Source organism: Paenibacillus sp. TSM33, assembly GCF_056099025.1.
The window spans coordinates 800,917-815,245 of record NZ_JBLZXB010000010.1; the positions used below are offsets into that span (position 1 = coordinate 800,917).

Here is a 14,329-nt window from a genome sequence, read left to right on the forward strand (position 1 = left end):
CTCTGTGAGATGCAGAAAAATCATAAAGATTGCACGGAGGAAGGATAAATATCCGCTGTGCTATTCGGAATCGAAAGACCGATGGCAAGTAGGGCAATAAAGCCTACAATAATGAGGGCATTAATGATTAATCCAGTAATAGCAAAGGTTTTCTTACGGTTTTTTAACGCAATGCCGATGATTCCGACCACAAGTCCGCTACAATTGAGCAGCAGGCTGCCTAAAAAGATGAAGGGAATCAGCATCGTTCCGGTTTGCTGCAAAGCGACTTCCGGGTTCATTGTTTGGTATTGGCTGAAATGAGCCATTAGATTAATGACCATAATAGCCAGAATAATATATCCGATCAGACTGACGAGCGACATAATAAAAGAGGCAATTCCGGGACCGGAATGCTTGAGCTTAACCGGAGGCTGGAACACAGGAGCTTCTGAAAAAACAGGGTGCTCCTCAGACGCAGCAGGCTTGTGCAAATTAGGATCTTGGTAACTCATTTTTTCAACTCCTTGAACATAGTCCGAACAGGTACTAATTTTCCACAAAATAAACAAAAAAGCAAGCCACTTTACACATTACCCTCCAATAGACAGGGTTTAATCATCAAATTTGGTATGCGGTTTGTTCCCACACACTGGCTGGTAAACTTCATGCTGTTTCGATAAAATAAGAAGAGCATTCGGGTAAAAGGATCAGTGAAAAGGAGTATAGAAACATGCAGCGAAGATGGATAATGGTAGGATCTATAATGATGATGTTGGCGGTAGCCATCGGAGCGTTCGGGGCGCATATTGTAAAAGCACAGATCGACGCGGATGCATTGGCCATATATGAAACCGGTGTGAAATATCATATGATTCACGCTGTGGGTTTGCTGATCATTGCGTTGGCTGCCGGACAATGGGGCCCTTCGCCCCGCTTAAGATGGGCCGCACGGCTGTTGTTCACGGGTATCATTTTGTTTTCTGGCAGTCTGTATGTGCTAAGTTTAACTGGAATCCGTGTACTGGGCGCAATCACCCCCTTAGGAGGCGTGTGTTTTATTGCTGGATGGATATTGTTGGCATGGGCTGTTACCGGTGTAAAGAAAGAGGCTTAGAAAGCTTATCGATCCATACTAAAAAAGAGTATCGGCAGGAAAACGCAAAGTTTTTCCACCGATTCTCTTTTTTCATGCCTAGTTGTTTTGGTGAGATATTACATTTACGATGTAATTTCATCAATTTCATTCATTTTAAAGGAGTACACTTGCTTCTCATCGACATGATACACACTCAGCAGGTTATTATCATGATCCAGGTTGAGTATGCGGCATGGAATGCTGCGCTGTCCGCCATAGCGGTTTACGACTAACCGTACAAGCGTATTATCATGTATATAGCGTTTGATCCATTCGTACGTACTAAGGTCTTGTTGTGTTGCAGGCTTTGGCTGTACGTGGGATTGTTTGATCTCTTGAATAACGGGTGTCTTGTTCGTAATTGCGGCTGATTTCTTTTTGGAGAATTTTTCCGCAAGCGTAGCGGCTGCATCAGACGGGGTATTAACAGCCGACTGTTTTTTTAGATACAATGCAGCTTCAATTAAATTGCCAAGTTCGATACCAGATTGAATCCGACTATCCGCAATTTGTTCGTTTTGGCTCAAGAGATTAAGCAGGAACTGAAGGGCCTCTACGTTCGAACGACCTTTAACTAATACATCAACATTAAATAAATAACTGGTTTCGTCTTGATTTGATTCCTTTTTCATACATCCTCCAGCCCAAGCCCTGGGTAATTAGTCTTTTGTAGTATCTATCAATATATCATTAAAATGTAATCTGTCATAGTGCCTAAGGCCCTGTTGTTGAACGCTAGCAAAAATAAGTTCTATATAAAGCTCTATGAGTAAAATTTTTCCTTAATACACAGTAAATATATATTTTAGCATGTGTGTACATGAATGAGGACTGTATATGAGAAGAATTAATAGAGCAAAAGTATGCATATATCGAGAATAAGTGAGGCGGGGAATGAAATCAAGTAATTTAAATTTTAAATATTTTACAAAAAAGTATAGCGTGGCATATCTTCATAGAGGATCTTTTTCCGCCGAGAAGAAAAATTAAAATCCCCCTTAACGAAAGAGGGATTTGGCATATCGAAAACATGGTATATTATAGTAAGCAATTAAAAGCAGATTTTATTCGATTAAAATGGGATTCGTTGTGATTGAATATGATAGTCATGATCGACTGCCCAACTTACAAGACCACTCCAGAAATTTTCACAGACTGAAATGATCTTTGTTGGTTCTGTTAAATCTCCGGACATAACCAACTTAACCAGATGATCAAAACCTTCTGGACGACTCGGCAATTCCAGTGCTTCTGGTAGAACCATTGAGCCCGTTGAGAAAAGCTTCTGATTGTGTAACCCAACTAACATAGCCCCATATTGGGCAAACTGCATGATCAAGTACGGCAAGTAGCTATGAGGGCCATTTATACTGATATTTCTGAGCTTTCCAATAAACTCGTACATTTCACCTACAAGCACTTCGTTGATGGCATGTCTGAAATCTTCCTTTGTTGGGGATTCGGCAGCTTCCTTTAATGTGGAAAAAAAGTCTTTAGGGTCATACAGACGAAGTGGGGAAAAGAAGGGTCCATGTGTCAACGGCCACGTACCCTCAACAGTAGAGGCGGTTTTCAGAAGAATGTCTGAACGACAGACGTTCACCTCGGCTTTCCAAGGACCCGCCGACCATTCATGGCTAAAATCTACGGGAGCGTTGGATTCACTTAGTACACAAAACATTTCAATATCTGAGAAAGGGCCGTCCGTACCTTTGGCCACAGAGCCATAGACCCCTATAGCTAGAATTTTGTCTTTGTATACTTCATGTAACCTAGCAGCTATTTCATGGCACGTCTGAAGCCTCTCATTTCGGGAAATGTGGACAGGTCCATTCATGTTCATTTGTGATTCTCCCTCCGCTTTTAGCAAGCATGGTATAGAGCGCTGTGGGGAAATAGCGACAAGTGAAAACATCTATTTTATCAGTAGTGTGGTGACTTATGAAGCCCTTTGTTAAGAGAACTAAAAACATCACGGTCAATAATTTTCTTTTTCATTGTGTGATTAATGAAATGCCCAGTAGAGATTTTGTCAGTCTTAGAATATACTCTTCCAAAACTTCATTTTTTGAAGTGAGCTTTTCATGGAAGGGGAACTGGTCCATCAACCTTCATAAACCCAATACTTGTGTCCGTATCATTAAATATGCTATAGCACTCGGATGGGATTACAGCCAAGAAAAGAAACAGATGAAAATGGATCAGGCTGATTTTCTTATAGCCGAACTAGGCTTAGAGGACTAAGGTGAAGTGTTTGATTGTACGAATGATAAAAGGAAAATAACAAACAAGAGTTTATAAAAGAGGGTCGAATAGGCCCTCTTTTATATACGAACTAAGAGACTTGTCCAATCTACCGATTCGCTTTCAGCGAGGATTTAATTTCACTTGTGAGCCCTTGCCGCCTGTTTGGATTCCAGTTTCCTTTACACCGACTTCCTTCAGATCGCCCAGTAGACGCTCCAGCACCGCTTTAGCGACAGGTGCTTCTTTTGCGCCTGAGGCCTTAACGACCAACTGTACCGGTTTGCCGGAACGCAGATGTTTGTCTGCCTGCCGCAGCTTCGTGTCATAATCATGCTCCTCAATATGAGCAGTGAAGCGAAGCTCCTTGACCTTTTCTTTACCGTTGTTCCCTGCGGCTCGGCCGTTATTTGTTTTGCTTGCTGCGGCTTTTTTTTGCACAAGCGCTTTTCCTTTGCCCTTTGCAACCAAGCTGCACGGTGGCGGACTACTCATCAGTGAGGTGCAGACCAGGTCCACTCCCTTGGATCGGGCCATAGCCAAGGCTTCTGACTTGGAAACAACGCCGAGCTTCTCCCCTGAGAGTCCAGTGAGCACCACCTCGTCAGCTTTAATTTGCTCGTTAATTAATACTGCCACTTCAATGTAGCCTCCCTTAAAACATTGATAAAGTTATCATATACGGAACCTGTATGCGATTCAATTGAACTTCGACATATCCTTATTGACAAAAATCACTAACCCCTATACTCTTTTACTGATAATGATTATCATTTTCCAATGCATATACATACAGGGGTGATTGAGAGAAATGAAAAAGATGTGGAATGGCCTATTGTTATTTGTAGTTTTTGCGATTGTAATGGCAGGCTGCGGTTCGGCTGGGAATAGCTCGAAGACGGAAGGGGCTGCAGGGGCTGAGCAGACATCTACAGCAGCTGGTCCGGTTACGGTTAAGGACGACCATGGCGAAGTCAAGCTGGACAAGCCAGCGGAACGTGTCGTCGTGCTCGAATGGACGTTTACCGAAGATCTGATTGCACTTGGCGTACAGCCGGTCGGGAATGCGGACAATGCCAATTACAAGCTGTGGGTGACACCAGAGGCGAAGCTGGCTGATACCGTAACGGATATCGGTACACGGGGCGAACCCAATCTCGAAGCGATTGCGGCGCTCAAGCCGGATCTTATTATCACTAACGCTGATAACAATGCAGCGATCTATGCGCAGCTTAAGGGAATTGCACCGACGATAGAGTTCGATCCTTACAAGGGGAACGGCTATGATTACGACCGTATGGTCGAGATTTTCAAGCAAATCGCGGTGGCTACCGGTAAAACAGAACAGGCTGATAAAGTCTTAAGCGAACTTGACCAGCACTATGTAGAGGCAAAGGAAACATTGGAAAAAGCGGGCAAAGCAAACTTTCACTATGCGCTGACACAGGCCTTTACAGCTCAAAACGCTGCCAGTCTGCGTATGTTCAAGGATAATTCGGTTGTAGCGGGAACGCTCGCGAAAATCGGCCTGGTGAACGACTGGAAGTCGGATCAGACCGAGAAATACGGATTTATTACCGTAGGCATCGAAGCTCTTCCAGCTGTACAGGATAGTAATTTTATCTACATTACGCAAAAGACGGACGATATATTTGGCACCGCCATGAAGAACAACACGGTATGGAACGGACTGAACTTTGTTAAAGAAAAACGCACCTACCCGCTGGACGGTACAACATGGACTTTTGGCGGACCGATTTCTTCCAAAGTACTGGTTGATCAAGTAGTCGGAGCTCTGACGAAATGACCCGAACGGACACAACGGGTTTATCGAAGACTTGGCGTGTAGGAAGCATCTTTGGGGGCGGCTTGGTCGTCCTCATCGTGCTTTTTTTTGTAAGCTTGTGTTATGGGGAGGCTTCGATCCCGCTCCATACAGTCATCGAGGCGTTGACCCAGCGTCAGAATACGCTTGAGCATAACATGGTTTGGGATCTTCGGATGCCGCGTACGGTCATTGGAATTCTGGCTGGCGGTGCGCTGGCCATCGCGGGTGCTTTGCTTCAGGCCATCACCAAAAATCCACTGGCAGCTTCTGATACCCTAGGGATAAACGCTGGTGCCTACTTTGTGGTCGTACTGGGCGCGGTGATGTTTCCCGGATTGCTGCACCAGGCGCCATTTCTATTTGCCGCTGCTGGCGGTCTGCTGGCAGCGGTGCTGGCTTACTTTATGGGCGGGGGGAGAGCTGGAACTCCGATTCGGTTGGCGCTTGCCGGCTTGATCGTATCCATGGTTCTTGGTTCGTTTACCGGAGCGCTGCATATCTTTTATTCATTTGAAACACAGGGGCTGTTTCTCTGGGGTTCGGGCTCACTGGTGCAAAATGATTGGAGTGGGACGACTTACGCTTGGCCTTGGGTCGTAGGACTCTCGGTTATTGCTGTTATGCTGTCTAGGCAGTTTGATGTGCTGGATCTGGATGAGTCCACATCCACATCCCTTGGACAAAAGGTTAGCTTAACCCGGGCGGTGGGAATTGTACTGGCGGTTCTGCTGTCGACCATTACAGTCAGCGTCATTGGTCCCATCGGATTTGTAGGTTTGGTGGCTCCGCATTTGGTGCGCCTAAGCGGGTTGAAAATGCATCGTTGGGTGCTGCCCGGTTCCTTCCTCTGGGGGGCACTGCTGTTGATCGGTGCAGACGTGCTGGCGAAAATGATTCACAAATCAAGCATGGATCTGCCAACCGGAGCGGTCATGGCCTTGATTGGGGCACCTTGGTTGATTTGGATGATTTTGCGGAAAATGAAGCTGCCATCCGGTATCGGCGGACAGTCTTCCATGAACATAGGTGTGCGCTCTCGGAAATTACCGTTTGGCAGACTGGCTACAATATTTGCGTGCTGTGCCGTGCTGCTAACGGTATTCAGCCTGATGTTTGGAGGATTGCGCATTCCAGTGGGGGATTTGCTATCCGGCCTGTTTGGCGGGGAGAGTGCGAATTCGGCTTTGCTTCAATTTAGAATACCACGTACGCTGGTGGCGGCCGGGGCTGGTATCGCGCTTGCGGTCAGCGGCGTCTTGATCCAACTAGCGGTTCGTAATCCTTTGGCGGATGCCTCGATCATTGGAGTTTCTTCAGGGGCTGGTTTCGGTGCGCTTGCAGTGATTATCGTGTGGCCTGGGCTGCCTATTTATATGCTGTCCATCGCGGCGATTGCTGGAGCGACAGTGTCGGCAGCGGTGATCTTCTTTTTATCGTGGAACAAGCACTTAAATCCGTCAGTGGTCATCCTGCTTGGGATTGCTGTATCTGCGATCGGATCAGCTGGTATTCAGGTGTTGATCATCCAAGGTTCGCTCTGGGGTAGCACAGGCTATATCTGGCTGACTGGTAGCACGTACGCTCGAAACTGGGGGCAGGTGGCAACCATTCTGGCCTTTCTACTCGTGTTGTTGCCAGTAGCATGGTGGCTGGCTCGCCGTTTCGATCTTTTGGTATTTGACGATAGCAGCGCTATGGGACTGGGGCTTCCGGTGCGCCGCACCCGGCTGTGGGCGATGGTAGTAGGTGTGCTGCTGGCAGGTGGAGCAGTAGCCTGTGTGGGTACAATTGGCTTCATCGGGCTCATTGCTCCGCATATCGTGCGTACGTTGATCGGGCACCATGTACGCCGTTCCATTGTTCTGTCTAGCATCTTGGGAGCGGTCATGCTGGTGCTGGCGGATACGATTGGACGGACTGTGCTTGCGCCGACCGAAATTCCTTCTGGATTGCTGATTGCACTAATCGGTGCACCGTATTTTCTGTACTTGATGTACCGCTCGAATAAGAGTAAATCTGTGTAGTTGAGATGACACGAACAGGCTGTTTCCAAGCGGATTCTCCGTGAGGAAGCAGCCTTTATTATTTTTTTCTATGTAATCATCTGAATTAAATATTTACAAATCTAATAAAGTAGATATAATGTGAAGTATGGAACCGTCATTGATTTATAAAGCTTTGTCGAACGAGACTCGTCGTCTGATTATGCAGTGGTTAAAAAAACCAGAAGATTATTTTGATGAACAGGCTTATTTAAAGCAAGGACTTAATTTTCAAATTGGGGTATGTGTGGGCGATATTCAGGCCAAATCAGGACTGGCACAGTCTGTAATCTCAAGTTATTTATTAACGATGCAAAAATCCGGTTTGTTAGAGTCTGAGCGAGTAGGGAAGTGGACGTACTATCGTCGAAATGAAAAAACAATACAGGAATTTGCCGAGTACATCCAAAAAGAACTATAAACAGAAAGGAGTTTTTTTTCACATAACATATCTACAAATCTATATATATGATTAATTGGAGGCTTATATTTAAATATGAAAAAGGTTAACCCGTTACTTATTATCATTCTAGCTTTAGGCGTGTTCGGCATTATTACAACGGAAATGGGGATTATAGGCGTTCTTCCCCAAGTCACTCAAAAATTCAATATATCAGCTTCCCAGGCTGGTTGGCTCGTCAGTATATTTTCTTTCGTTGTTGCTATCTCAGGGCCGTTTTTGACCTTACTCGTTTCTGGCATGAATCGTAAAGTTATTCTATTAATAGCAGTATTCAGTTTTGTTATTTCAAATCTTGTCTATGCCTATACTACTCATTTTGAGGTCATGCTCATTTTTCGTGTTCTTCCTGCAATATTTCATCCTGTCTTTTTTTCAGTTGCCCTCGTGACCGCATCTAATCTTGTTCCCCCTGAAAAGAGCAGTAAAGCCGTCACCAAGGTTTTCGCCGGAATCACGGTAGGATTTGCTTTTGGCGTACCCTTGACTTCTTATCTTGCTGAGAAAATAGCGTTAGAAGCTGCTTTCTTGTTTGGAGCTGTCGTAAGCATGATTGCATTTGTAGGAATCCTCATATGGCTTCCTTCTCTACCTGTTCAGGAAAAAATGTCTTATGGCAAACAGCTAAGTGTATTACGCAAGCCTCAATTATGGTTCAATATTGTGTCAGTTATTTTTATCTTTGCAGCTATGTTTTCAGTGTATAGCTATTTTGCTGAATATCTTGGAGAAATAACCCGTATGAACGGGTCATGGATCAGCATAATGCTGATGGTCTTTGGAATCGTTATGATTTTTGGGAACTTTTTATTTGGGGGATTACTACATAAAAATCTGACAAAGACTGTCATCACGTTCCCGTTGCTATATATGGTCATTTACGTACTCACCTATGCTCTGGGTACTTCTTTCCTACCGATGATTGTGGTTGTGCTCATTTGGGGGGCCGTGCATTCTGGGGGGCTTATTAATAGTCAAACATGGTTAACCACTGAAGCAAAAGGAGCTCCAGAGTTTGGTAACAGCCTGTTTGTCTCATTTTCTAATCTAGGTATTACGATAGGGGCTGCCACGGGCGGGTGGTTTATCTCTCACTTGGGAATACACCAGCTCATCTGGAGCGGACTGATGTTTGCGCTGCTAGCATTTTTATCGATTATTATAAAAATAAAATTGTTCAATTCAAATGCAGCGGAAGCCAACGTGCGTTAAAATATTGAGAGACATTAGAAGAGTACTCTACATTATGACCATAAAATGATACATGGGGTGATGTTGATTGCATTTCGTATGGACTTCGATCTTAATGACATTCGTAATCATTAGCGGGATCTTGGCGTTGCTCATCTGGGGAGTGCTATCCTTAATTAAGCGTTTTCGCTAATCGTAATAAAGGAGTAGACATCTCTATGTGTTGAAATTACATTATCTATGGGGAGGAATCTGATGGATATTCGAATGTATCACGATCTGGAGGCTCAATTGGAAGAAGCGATTTGGGCTCTTGGAGAGGAAGCAGCTCTTACACTCCCTATAGATAGCGGTATGGCTGAGGAAAAGGCACAGAAGGCTTGGGATCTAATCCCTGAGCCAAAGCATACATGGGGCATTACAGGTGTAACCTTGCATCACTATGTTCAAATACTCAACTATAACAGCCATATGGAGCGATCAGTAGAGCTTTTAAATGAGGAAATTTTAAATTTGGAAGGTTCAGGGTACCGAATTATACATGCAGAGCCTTACATTCTAATGGCGGAAACGCTTCTTCTTCAGTGCAAGCCCCTATTAGCTCATGAATATCTCAAGAAAGCATACTCGATTGGGAGTGCACGGGCATTTCGGGATCAGCCCAAGCTTTATTTCGAAATGGCGAAAAGTAAAGCTCTGGATGAACAGGAGATATTACTTCGGTTTAAAGCATTGGATGTGAATGCCAAACTTTTGAGCGAATTAAAAGATAGCCAATAAACAATGTTATGGGCTTATCTTTTACATTTGAGGAGGACGATTGCTTTGAAATTAAAAGAAGTGCTCTTAGGTACACACAGCTTCGAAGCGATGAAAGCTTTTTACGGCTCTCTTCTGGATTTGCAGGTTGTAGAGGAGGGTCCATCGCGGTTGTCGTTCCAAGTAGGTGAATCGGTGCTTGCTTTTCAGGAATCCTCCCATATGGAAAATGAGTTTTACCATATTGCCTTTACGATTCCAACAAATAAATTTATAGAAGCCAAACAGTGGGCTATCAACCGAGGAATTTCGTTGATTTCAAGGCACCAAGAAGATGAGTTTTTTTTCGAAAACTGGAATGCAACCGCGTTTTACTTCTATGATCCGGATCAAAATCTCGTTGAATTCATTGCCCACCATACACTCGATAATGCAGTCGCTGAAGTTTTCGGATCTCACTCGATACTTCGTATAAGCGAGATTGGTCTTCCGGTCGATGATGTCCCAGAGGGTTCTAGAATAATTACCGAAACGTTCCAACTTAATTCATGGGGAGGGGCTGGACAGAAATTTGTACCGCTAGGGGATGTGGAAGGTTCCTTTATTGTTACAGACAAGCAACGTCCCTGGTTTCCTGATGATAGGCTTCCGACCGTGTTCAGCATCCGTGTCTTGTTTGAAGGTACATGCTCTGCCCGTCTTTCGCTTCATAATGGGTCGTATGAATTGAGATCAACCTGAGTTAAGGCTTCATCTCATCGCCACCACCCTGGATTTCTAGACTAGATCAATAAGAGGAAAATCCGGGGATTACCATACATATAGGAGAGAATAGATGAATATTAGATTGCTAAATTCAAATGAAAATTATCCCTTAGAGCTCTTGTTACTAGCTGATCCTTCGCGCCAACTTGTTGAGGAATATTTGAAAAGAGGTCAGTGTTATGTAGCAGAAATTGACCATCAAATTGTGGGAGTCTATGTTCTTTTACCTACAAGACCTGAAACAGTTGAGTTAGTGAATATAGCAGTCTCAGAAGAAATGCATGGTAAAGGAATAGGCAGACTATTAGTGACACATGCCATTGAAACAGCTAGGGCACAAGGCTATAAAACGTTAGAAATTGGTACAGGAAACTCTAGCATTGGACAGTTAGCTCTCTACCAAAAATGTGGTTTCAGAATTGTAGGTGTAGATCTAGATTTCTTTGTCAGACATAACTATGTAGAAGAAATTTATGAGAATGGCATACAGTGTAGAGATATGATTCGTATGTCTCAGGATTTGTAGAGCTTATTTTCTTTGCAAACCCTTCAAAGGTATCTTAAGTAAGGTTCTGAAAGGTATATGATATTGTGCCAAAAGATGGTACAATGAATTGCGGAAAGGCTATACAATCATTGGATTGCAATAGTCCTTTTTTAATGAGTTGATATCCTACTAAGTTCCTGACAAGGGGTGGTTACTTTGTACAACACAACAACCACGATACTCACAGAGATAACAAAACATATGAAAGATCATGATTTAATCCTAAGTGATTTAGCTAGAGAAGCAGAAATGAATCCGGGCACCATGAGCAGTATTATTAATGGGAACCGCACACTTTCAGTGGATCAGTTAGATCGAATTACACAAGCGATGGGCTACCCCGTTGGTTACTACTATGAACGCTATGTGTCTGAGTATTTAGCGGAGGCTAATCCGAATTGGCGTCGGATGAGTCCTTTCATACATAATTGTGCGAGACTCAATAAATTGGACTGCATTCATGATGTGGTTAATTTATTGATGGATAAACTAGGCTATTCAGAATCTTTATTTGAGCTTGCCGAAGAACTTTTTAGAGAAGGGCTTTACGAAGCGGCAACTATTCTATATGAGAATGTGGCTCTAAGTGAGAAAAAGCAATATTCAGAACGTCTGGCTATGTGTCAGTACCGTTTGTTCCATACAAGGCAAGGAGATAATCAAGAGAAAAACTATGAAGCAGCCGTTCAATTTGAAATATACGTTGATCGACTAGATGAGATAGAACAGTTAGATGCCTTAAAAGATCTGGCGAATACATACCGTTCATTACGAAAATGGGACAAAGTAGAATTATTCGCTAAAGCTTTGGGAGACAAGGCAAAAATTCAATATAACATGGAGCAACAACGGCATCCATCCAAAAAAGAAAATTCAAAGAAACCAAGTTTTCCTCTGTTTGCGTATTGGGCTTTTTCTCATTTACTTCGTGCAGAAGTTTGTGAGGCACATAAAAATTATGAGAAGGCACTTCAGCATACGTACAAATATGGTGACTTAAGTTGGGTGAAAGAAACTGATGAAACTACTTTGAAGTGGAAAATGAGATATAAAGAATGGTCTAAAGCTAATACTTATGTAAATAAACTTCATGCTGGTGAAATTGCTGTTTTGGCTGATTATGTAACATTTTTTTCTTCAAGGAAAGAAGAGTTGCTTTCCGGATTAGATAACATACTTGAAGCTGCTAATCGATATCATCTAAATGTTGATCATATTCTAAATCAATTTCAAACGGAAATTTTAGCTTTGCTGGATAAACCTGAGTGTGTAGGTACGTACAATCAACAATTAGTTATAGAACGTTATGTTCATTTTGCAAATGAATTAGCGGTTTACTACTTTAACAAAAATAATTTTGCAGATGGATTTACTTTTTTGTTAAATTGTTTGGAAAAATCTACATTAATCAAAAATAAGTCGTATATAATTAAGTGTGTAAAGATGTATGAGTCCTATCAGGAGTGTGCAGCATCTGAGACGAAGATAGCATACAGAAATTTAATTAATGAGGTGGATAATAATGAAACGTGAAGTAATTCTATCTTTTTTAGTTACTAGTTTTATACTAGTAGTAGTAGTTCTCCCTCTTCAGTATCAAGACAGGGGGTCTATTTATGAGCCCACTGGACAACACGGAGGAATGTGAGAATAAAAAGGTCTCCAGTATAGGACACAGTATAACCTAAAAATATACTATTATTAAGTGGTTAGATGGAATGATCCGTCTAGCCTTTTTATTGCGCGTTTTGCTGTATATAAGCAATATGAGGAAATCTTCTTTTGAGAAATATATGTAAAAAGTGCAAAAATGTAATGTGTGCTGTTGTAAACAACGAAGGGTATATGACTTTGTTCCAAAAGACAATGATGGGCTAAAGTAATTTTTACTAACTGTTTCTCTTTACATGGTTTAATTATGTATCATATGCCGAGTCTACGTTGAAAGGGTGGCTTATCTATGGAGATTACACCTACGATTAGAGCAGAAGTTCAAACCTATCTGATAAGGAAAAGCTTAACCATGACCGAGTTTGGTCACATGATTGATTTGAATGTAGGAACAGTTAGTGGCATTGTGACGGGCAACCGATCAATTTCAGTTCACCAGCTAGATCGCATCACTATGGGAATGAATTTACCACCAGATTATTTTTATGAACGTTATATTGATGAATGTATTGAAGAAGAACCGCTCAACTGGCGAAGAATCAGCCCTTTTTTGTACCGATGCGTGGAGTTAGGACGACTTGATTGCTTGCGAAGAGTTGTAGGTATGTTGCTAGATAATCCTGTTTATCTTCCTTCACTTTTTGAAGTGGCCGAGGATTCTTATAAAAAAGGTTATACTGAAGCAGCGGCGTTCCTTTATGAAAATGTAGCAGAAGGGGAAAAGTATCAGTATTCAGAACGCTTGGCAGTTTGCCAGTATCGATTGTTTACGATTCGTATTAGAGACGATCAAGAGAAAAACTATGATGCAGCCGTTCAATTTGAGCCTTACATTGAACGGTTAGATGAGGTAGATCAGTTAGAGGCATTAAAAGACTTGGCGAATACATATCGTTCGGTACGAAAATGGGATAAAGTAGAACTATTCGCTAAAGCTATGGGAGACAAGGCAAAAATTCAATACAAACTGCAACAACAGCGGCATCATGTACACAAAGATAATTCGAAGAAACCTAATTTTCCTTTGTTTGCGTATTGGGCATTCTCGCATTTACTTCGTTCACAAGCATGTGGTGAGAGGAAAGACTATGAAAAGGGACTTCAACATATTAAAAAATACGCTGATTTAAGTTGGGTTACTGATACAGATGAAGAAGCTTTGAAATGGAGAAAAATGTACGAAGACTGGGCAGTAGTAAACACGTATGTTAATAAGCTTCTTTCTGGTGATAAGAGCGTTCTTTCTGATTATGTAGCTTATATTTCTTCAAGAAAAGATGAGATTCTTCCCGCACTTGATATTATGATTGAGGCAGCTAACCGATACCATTTTGATGTAGATAATATTTTAAAGCAATTCGAAGAAGAAATCATCTCCTTTCTGGAGCAGAAAAAAGTTGAGGGATTGTATACTCAACGATTCACAACGGAGCGATACACTCATTTCGCAAGGGAATTGGCGATCTATCTTTTGCGCAAGGGGAGGTTTTCAGAAGGCTTCACATTTTTGTTTAGCTGTTTGGAAAAGTCTGCTGAAGCTAATAATAAAATACAAGCAATTAGATGTATGAGTTTGTTTACACATTTTAAAGAACATGCATCTGCTCACACGAAGGAAGTCTATGGAAATCTGATTAAAGCGGTTAACGAAGAGGAAGAGTAAGCTGATCCCACCATTCCAATTGTTAAGTTCAAAACTACGCCT

Annotated in this window: 15 protein-coding genes; 11 read left to right on the forward strand and 4 right to left on the reverse strand. The window is 42.4% G+C overall.

Translation table 11 applies throughout. The annotated features are described in order from the left end of the window. Positions 1-20: 20 nt before the first annotated feature. Positions 21-494, reverse strand: a complete 474-nt coding sequence (locus ACN6NF_RS07595) for a hypothetical protein (protein ID WP_165081513.1) — start codon at positions 492-494, stop codon at positions 21-23. Between the two features lie 218 nt (positions 495-712). Here ACN6NF_RS07595 and ACN6NF_RS07600 point away from each other — a divergent pair, with 218 nt between their 5' ends. Then, on the forward strand, positions 713-1,096 hold the full coding sequence (locus ACN6NF_RS07600; RefSeq protein WP_474316560.1) for a DUF423 domain-containing protein: 384 nt from the start codon (positions 713-715) through the stop codon (positions 1,094-1,096). A 104-nt stretch (positions 1,097-1,200) separates the two neighbouring features. Here the strand turns inward: ACN6NF_RS07600 and ACN6NF_RS07605 are convergent, their stop codons facing one another. Beyond that, on the reverse strand, positions 1,201-1,749 hold the full coding sequence (locus tag ACN6NF_RS07605) for a hypothetical protein (RefSeq protein WP_165081517.1): 549 nt from the start codon (positions 1,747-1,749) through the stop codon (positions 1,201-1,203). 440 nt (positions 1,750-2,189) lie between these two features. Then, complete coding sequence (locus ACN6NF_RS07610) at positions 2,190-2,960, reverse strand: ANT(4')-I family aminoglycoside nucleotidyltransferase (RefSeq protein WP_474316562.1); 771 nt, start codon at positions 2,958-2,960, stop codon at positions 2,190-2,192. Positions 2,961-3,058: 98 nt separating this feature from the next. On the opposite strand from ACN6NF_RS07610, the gene ACN6NF_RS07615 reads away from it, so the two are divergent. Next, the gene (locus ACN6NF_RS07615; protein ID WP_474316563.1) at positions 3,059-3,361 is read left to right on the forward strand and encodes a hypothetical protein; all 303 of its coding nucleotides are present in this window, start codon (positions 3,059-3,061) and stop codon (positions 3,359-3,361) included. 123 nt (positions 3,362-3,484) lie between these two features. Here ACN6NF_RS07615 and infC read toward each other — a convergent pair whose 3' ends face one another. Beyond that, positions 3,485-4,000 (reverse strand): translation initiation factor IF-3, encoded by a 516-nt coding sequence (gene infC, locus ACN6NF_RS07620; protein WP_474316566.1) that lies wholly within the window; start codon positions 3,998-4,000, stop codon positions 3,485-3,487. A 172-nt stretch (positions 4,001-4,172) separates the two neighbouring features. Between infC and ACN6NF_RS07625 the strand changes: the two genes are divergently transcribed. The 9 genes from ACN6NF_RS07625 (at position 4,173) to ACN6NF_RS07665 (ending at position 14,287) form a co-directional block, all read left to right on the forward strand. After that, entirely contained in the window at positions 4,173-5,168 is a 996-nt protein-coding gene (locus tag ACN6NF_RS07625; protein WP_474316567.1) for an ABC transporter substrate-binding protein, read from the forward strand. Beyond that, positions 5,165-7,213 (forward strand): iron ABC transporter permease, encoded by a 2,049-nt coding sequence (locus ACN6NF_RS07630; protein ID WP_474316569.1) that lies wholly within the window; start codon positions 5,165-5,167, stop codon positions 7,211-7,213. The genes ACN6NF_RS07625 and ACN6NF_RS07630 overlap by 4 nt, the downstream gene beginning before the upstream one ends. A gap of 127 nt (positions 7,214-7,340) precedes the next feature. Next, positions 7,341-7,652 (forward strand): ArsR/SmtB family transcription factor, encoded by a 312-nt coding sequence (locus tag ACN6NF_RS07635; RefSeq protein WP_014599587.1) that lies wholly within the window; start codon positions 7,341-7,343, stop codon positions 7,650-7,652. Between the two features lie 75 nt (positions 7,653-7,727). Continuing rightward, positions 7,728-8,903, forward strand: coding sequence for an MFS transporter (locus tag ACN6NF_RS07640; RefSeq protein ID WP_474316572.1), 1,176 nt, complete (start codon positions 7,728-7,730; stop codon positions 8,901-8,903). 234 nt (positions 8,904-9,137) lie between these two features. Beyond that, the gene (locus tag ACN6NF_RS07645; RefSeq protein ID WP_474316575.1) at positions 9,138-9,662 is read left to right on the forward strand and encodes a hypothetical protein; all 525 of its coding nucleotides are present in this window, start codon (positions 9,138-9,140) and stop codon (positions 9,660-9,662) included. A gap of 45 nt (positions 9,663-9,707) precedes the next feature. Then, positions 9,708-10,382 carry a VOC family protein gene (locus tag ACN6NF_RS07650; RefSeq protein WP_474316577.1) on the forward strand — a complete coding sequence of 225 codons (675 nt, stop codon included), beginning with the start codon at positions 9,708-9,710 and terminating at the stop codon, positions 10,380-10,382. Positions 10,383-10,476: 94 nt separating this feature from the next. Next, complete coding sequence (locus tag ACN6NF_RS07655; protein WP_474316579.1) at positions 10,477-10,932, forward strand: N-acetyltransferase family protein; 456 nt, start codon at positions 10,477-10,479, stop codon at positions 10,930-10,932. Between the two features lie 222 nt (positions 10,933-11,154). Further along, a complete protein-coding gene (locus tag ACN6NF_RS07660; protein ID WP_474316582.1) occupies positions 11,155-12,486 on the forward strand; it encodes a helix-turn-helix domain-containing protein in 1,332 nt (443 codons plus the stop codon). A 427-nt stretch (positions 12,487-12,913) separates the two neighbouring features. Beyond that, positions 12,914-14,287, forward strand: coding sequence for a helix-turn-helix domain-containing protein (locus ACN6NF_RS07665; RefSeq protein ID WP_474316584.1), 1,374 nt, complete (start codon positions 12,914-12,916; stop codon positions 14,285-14,287). Positions 14,288-14,329 lie beyond the last annotated feature (42 nt).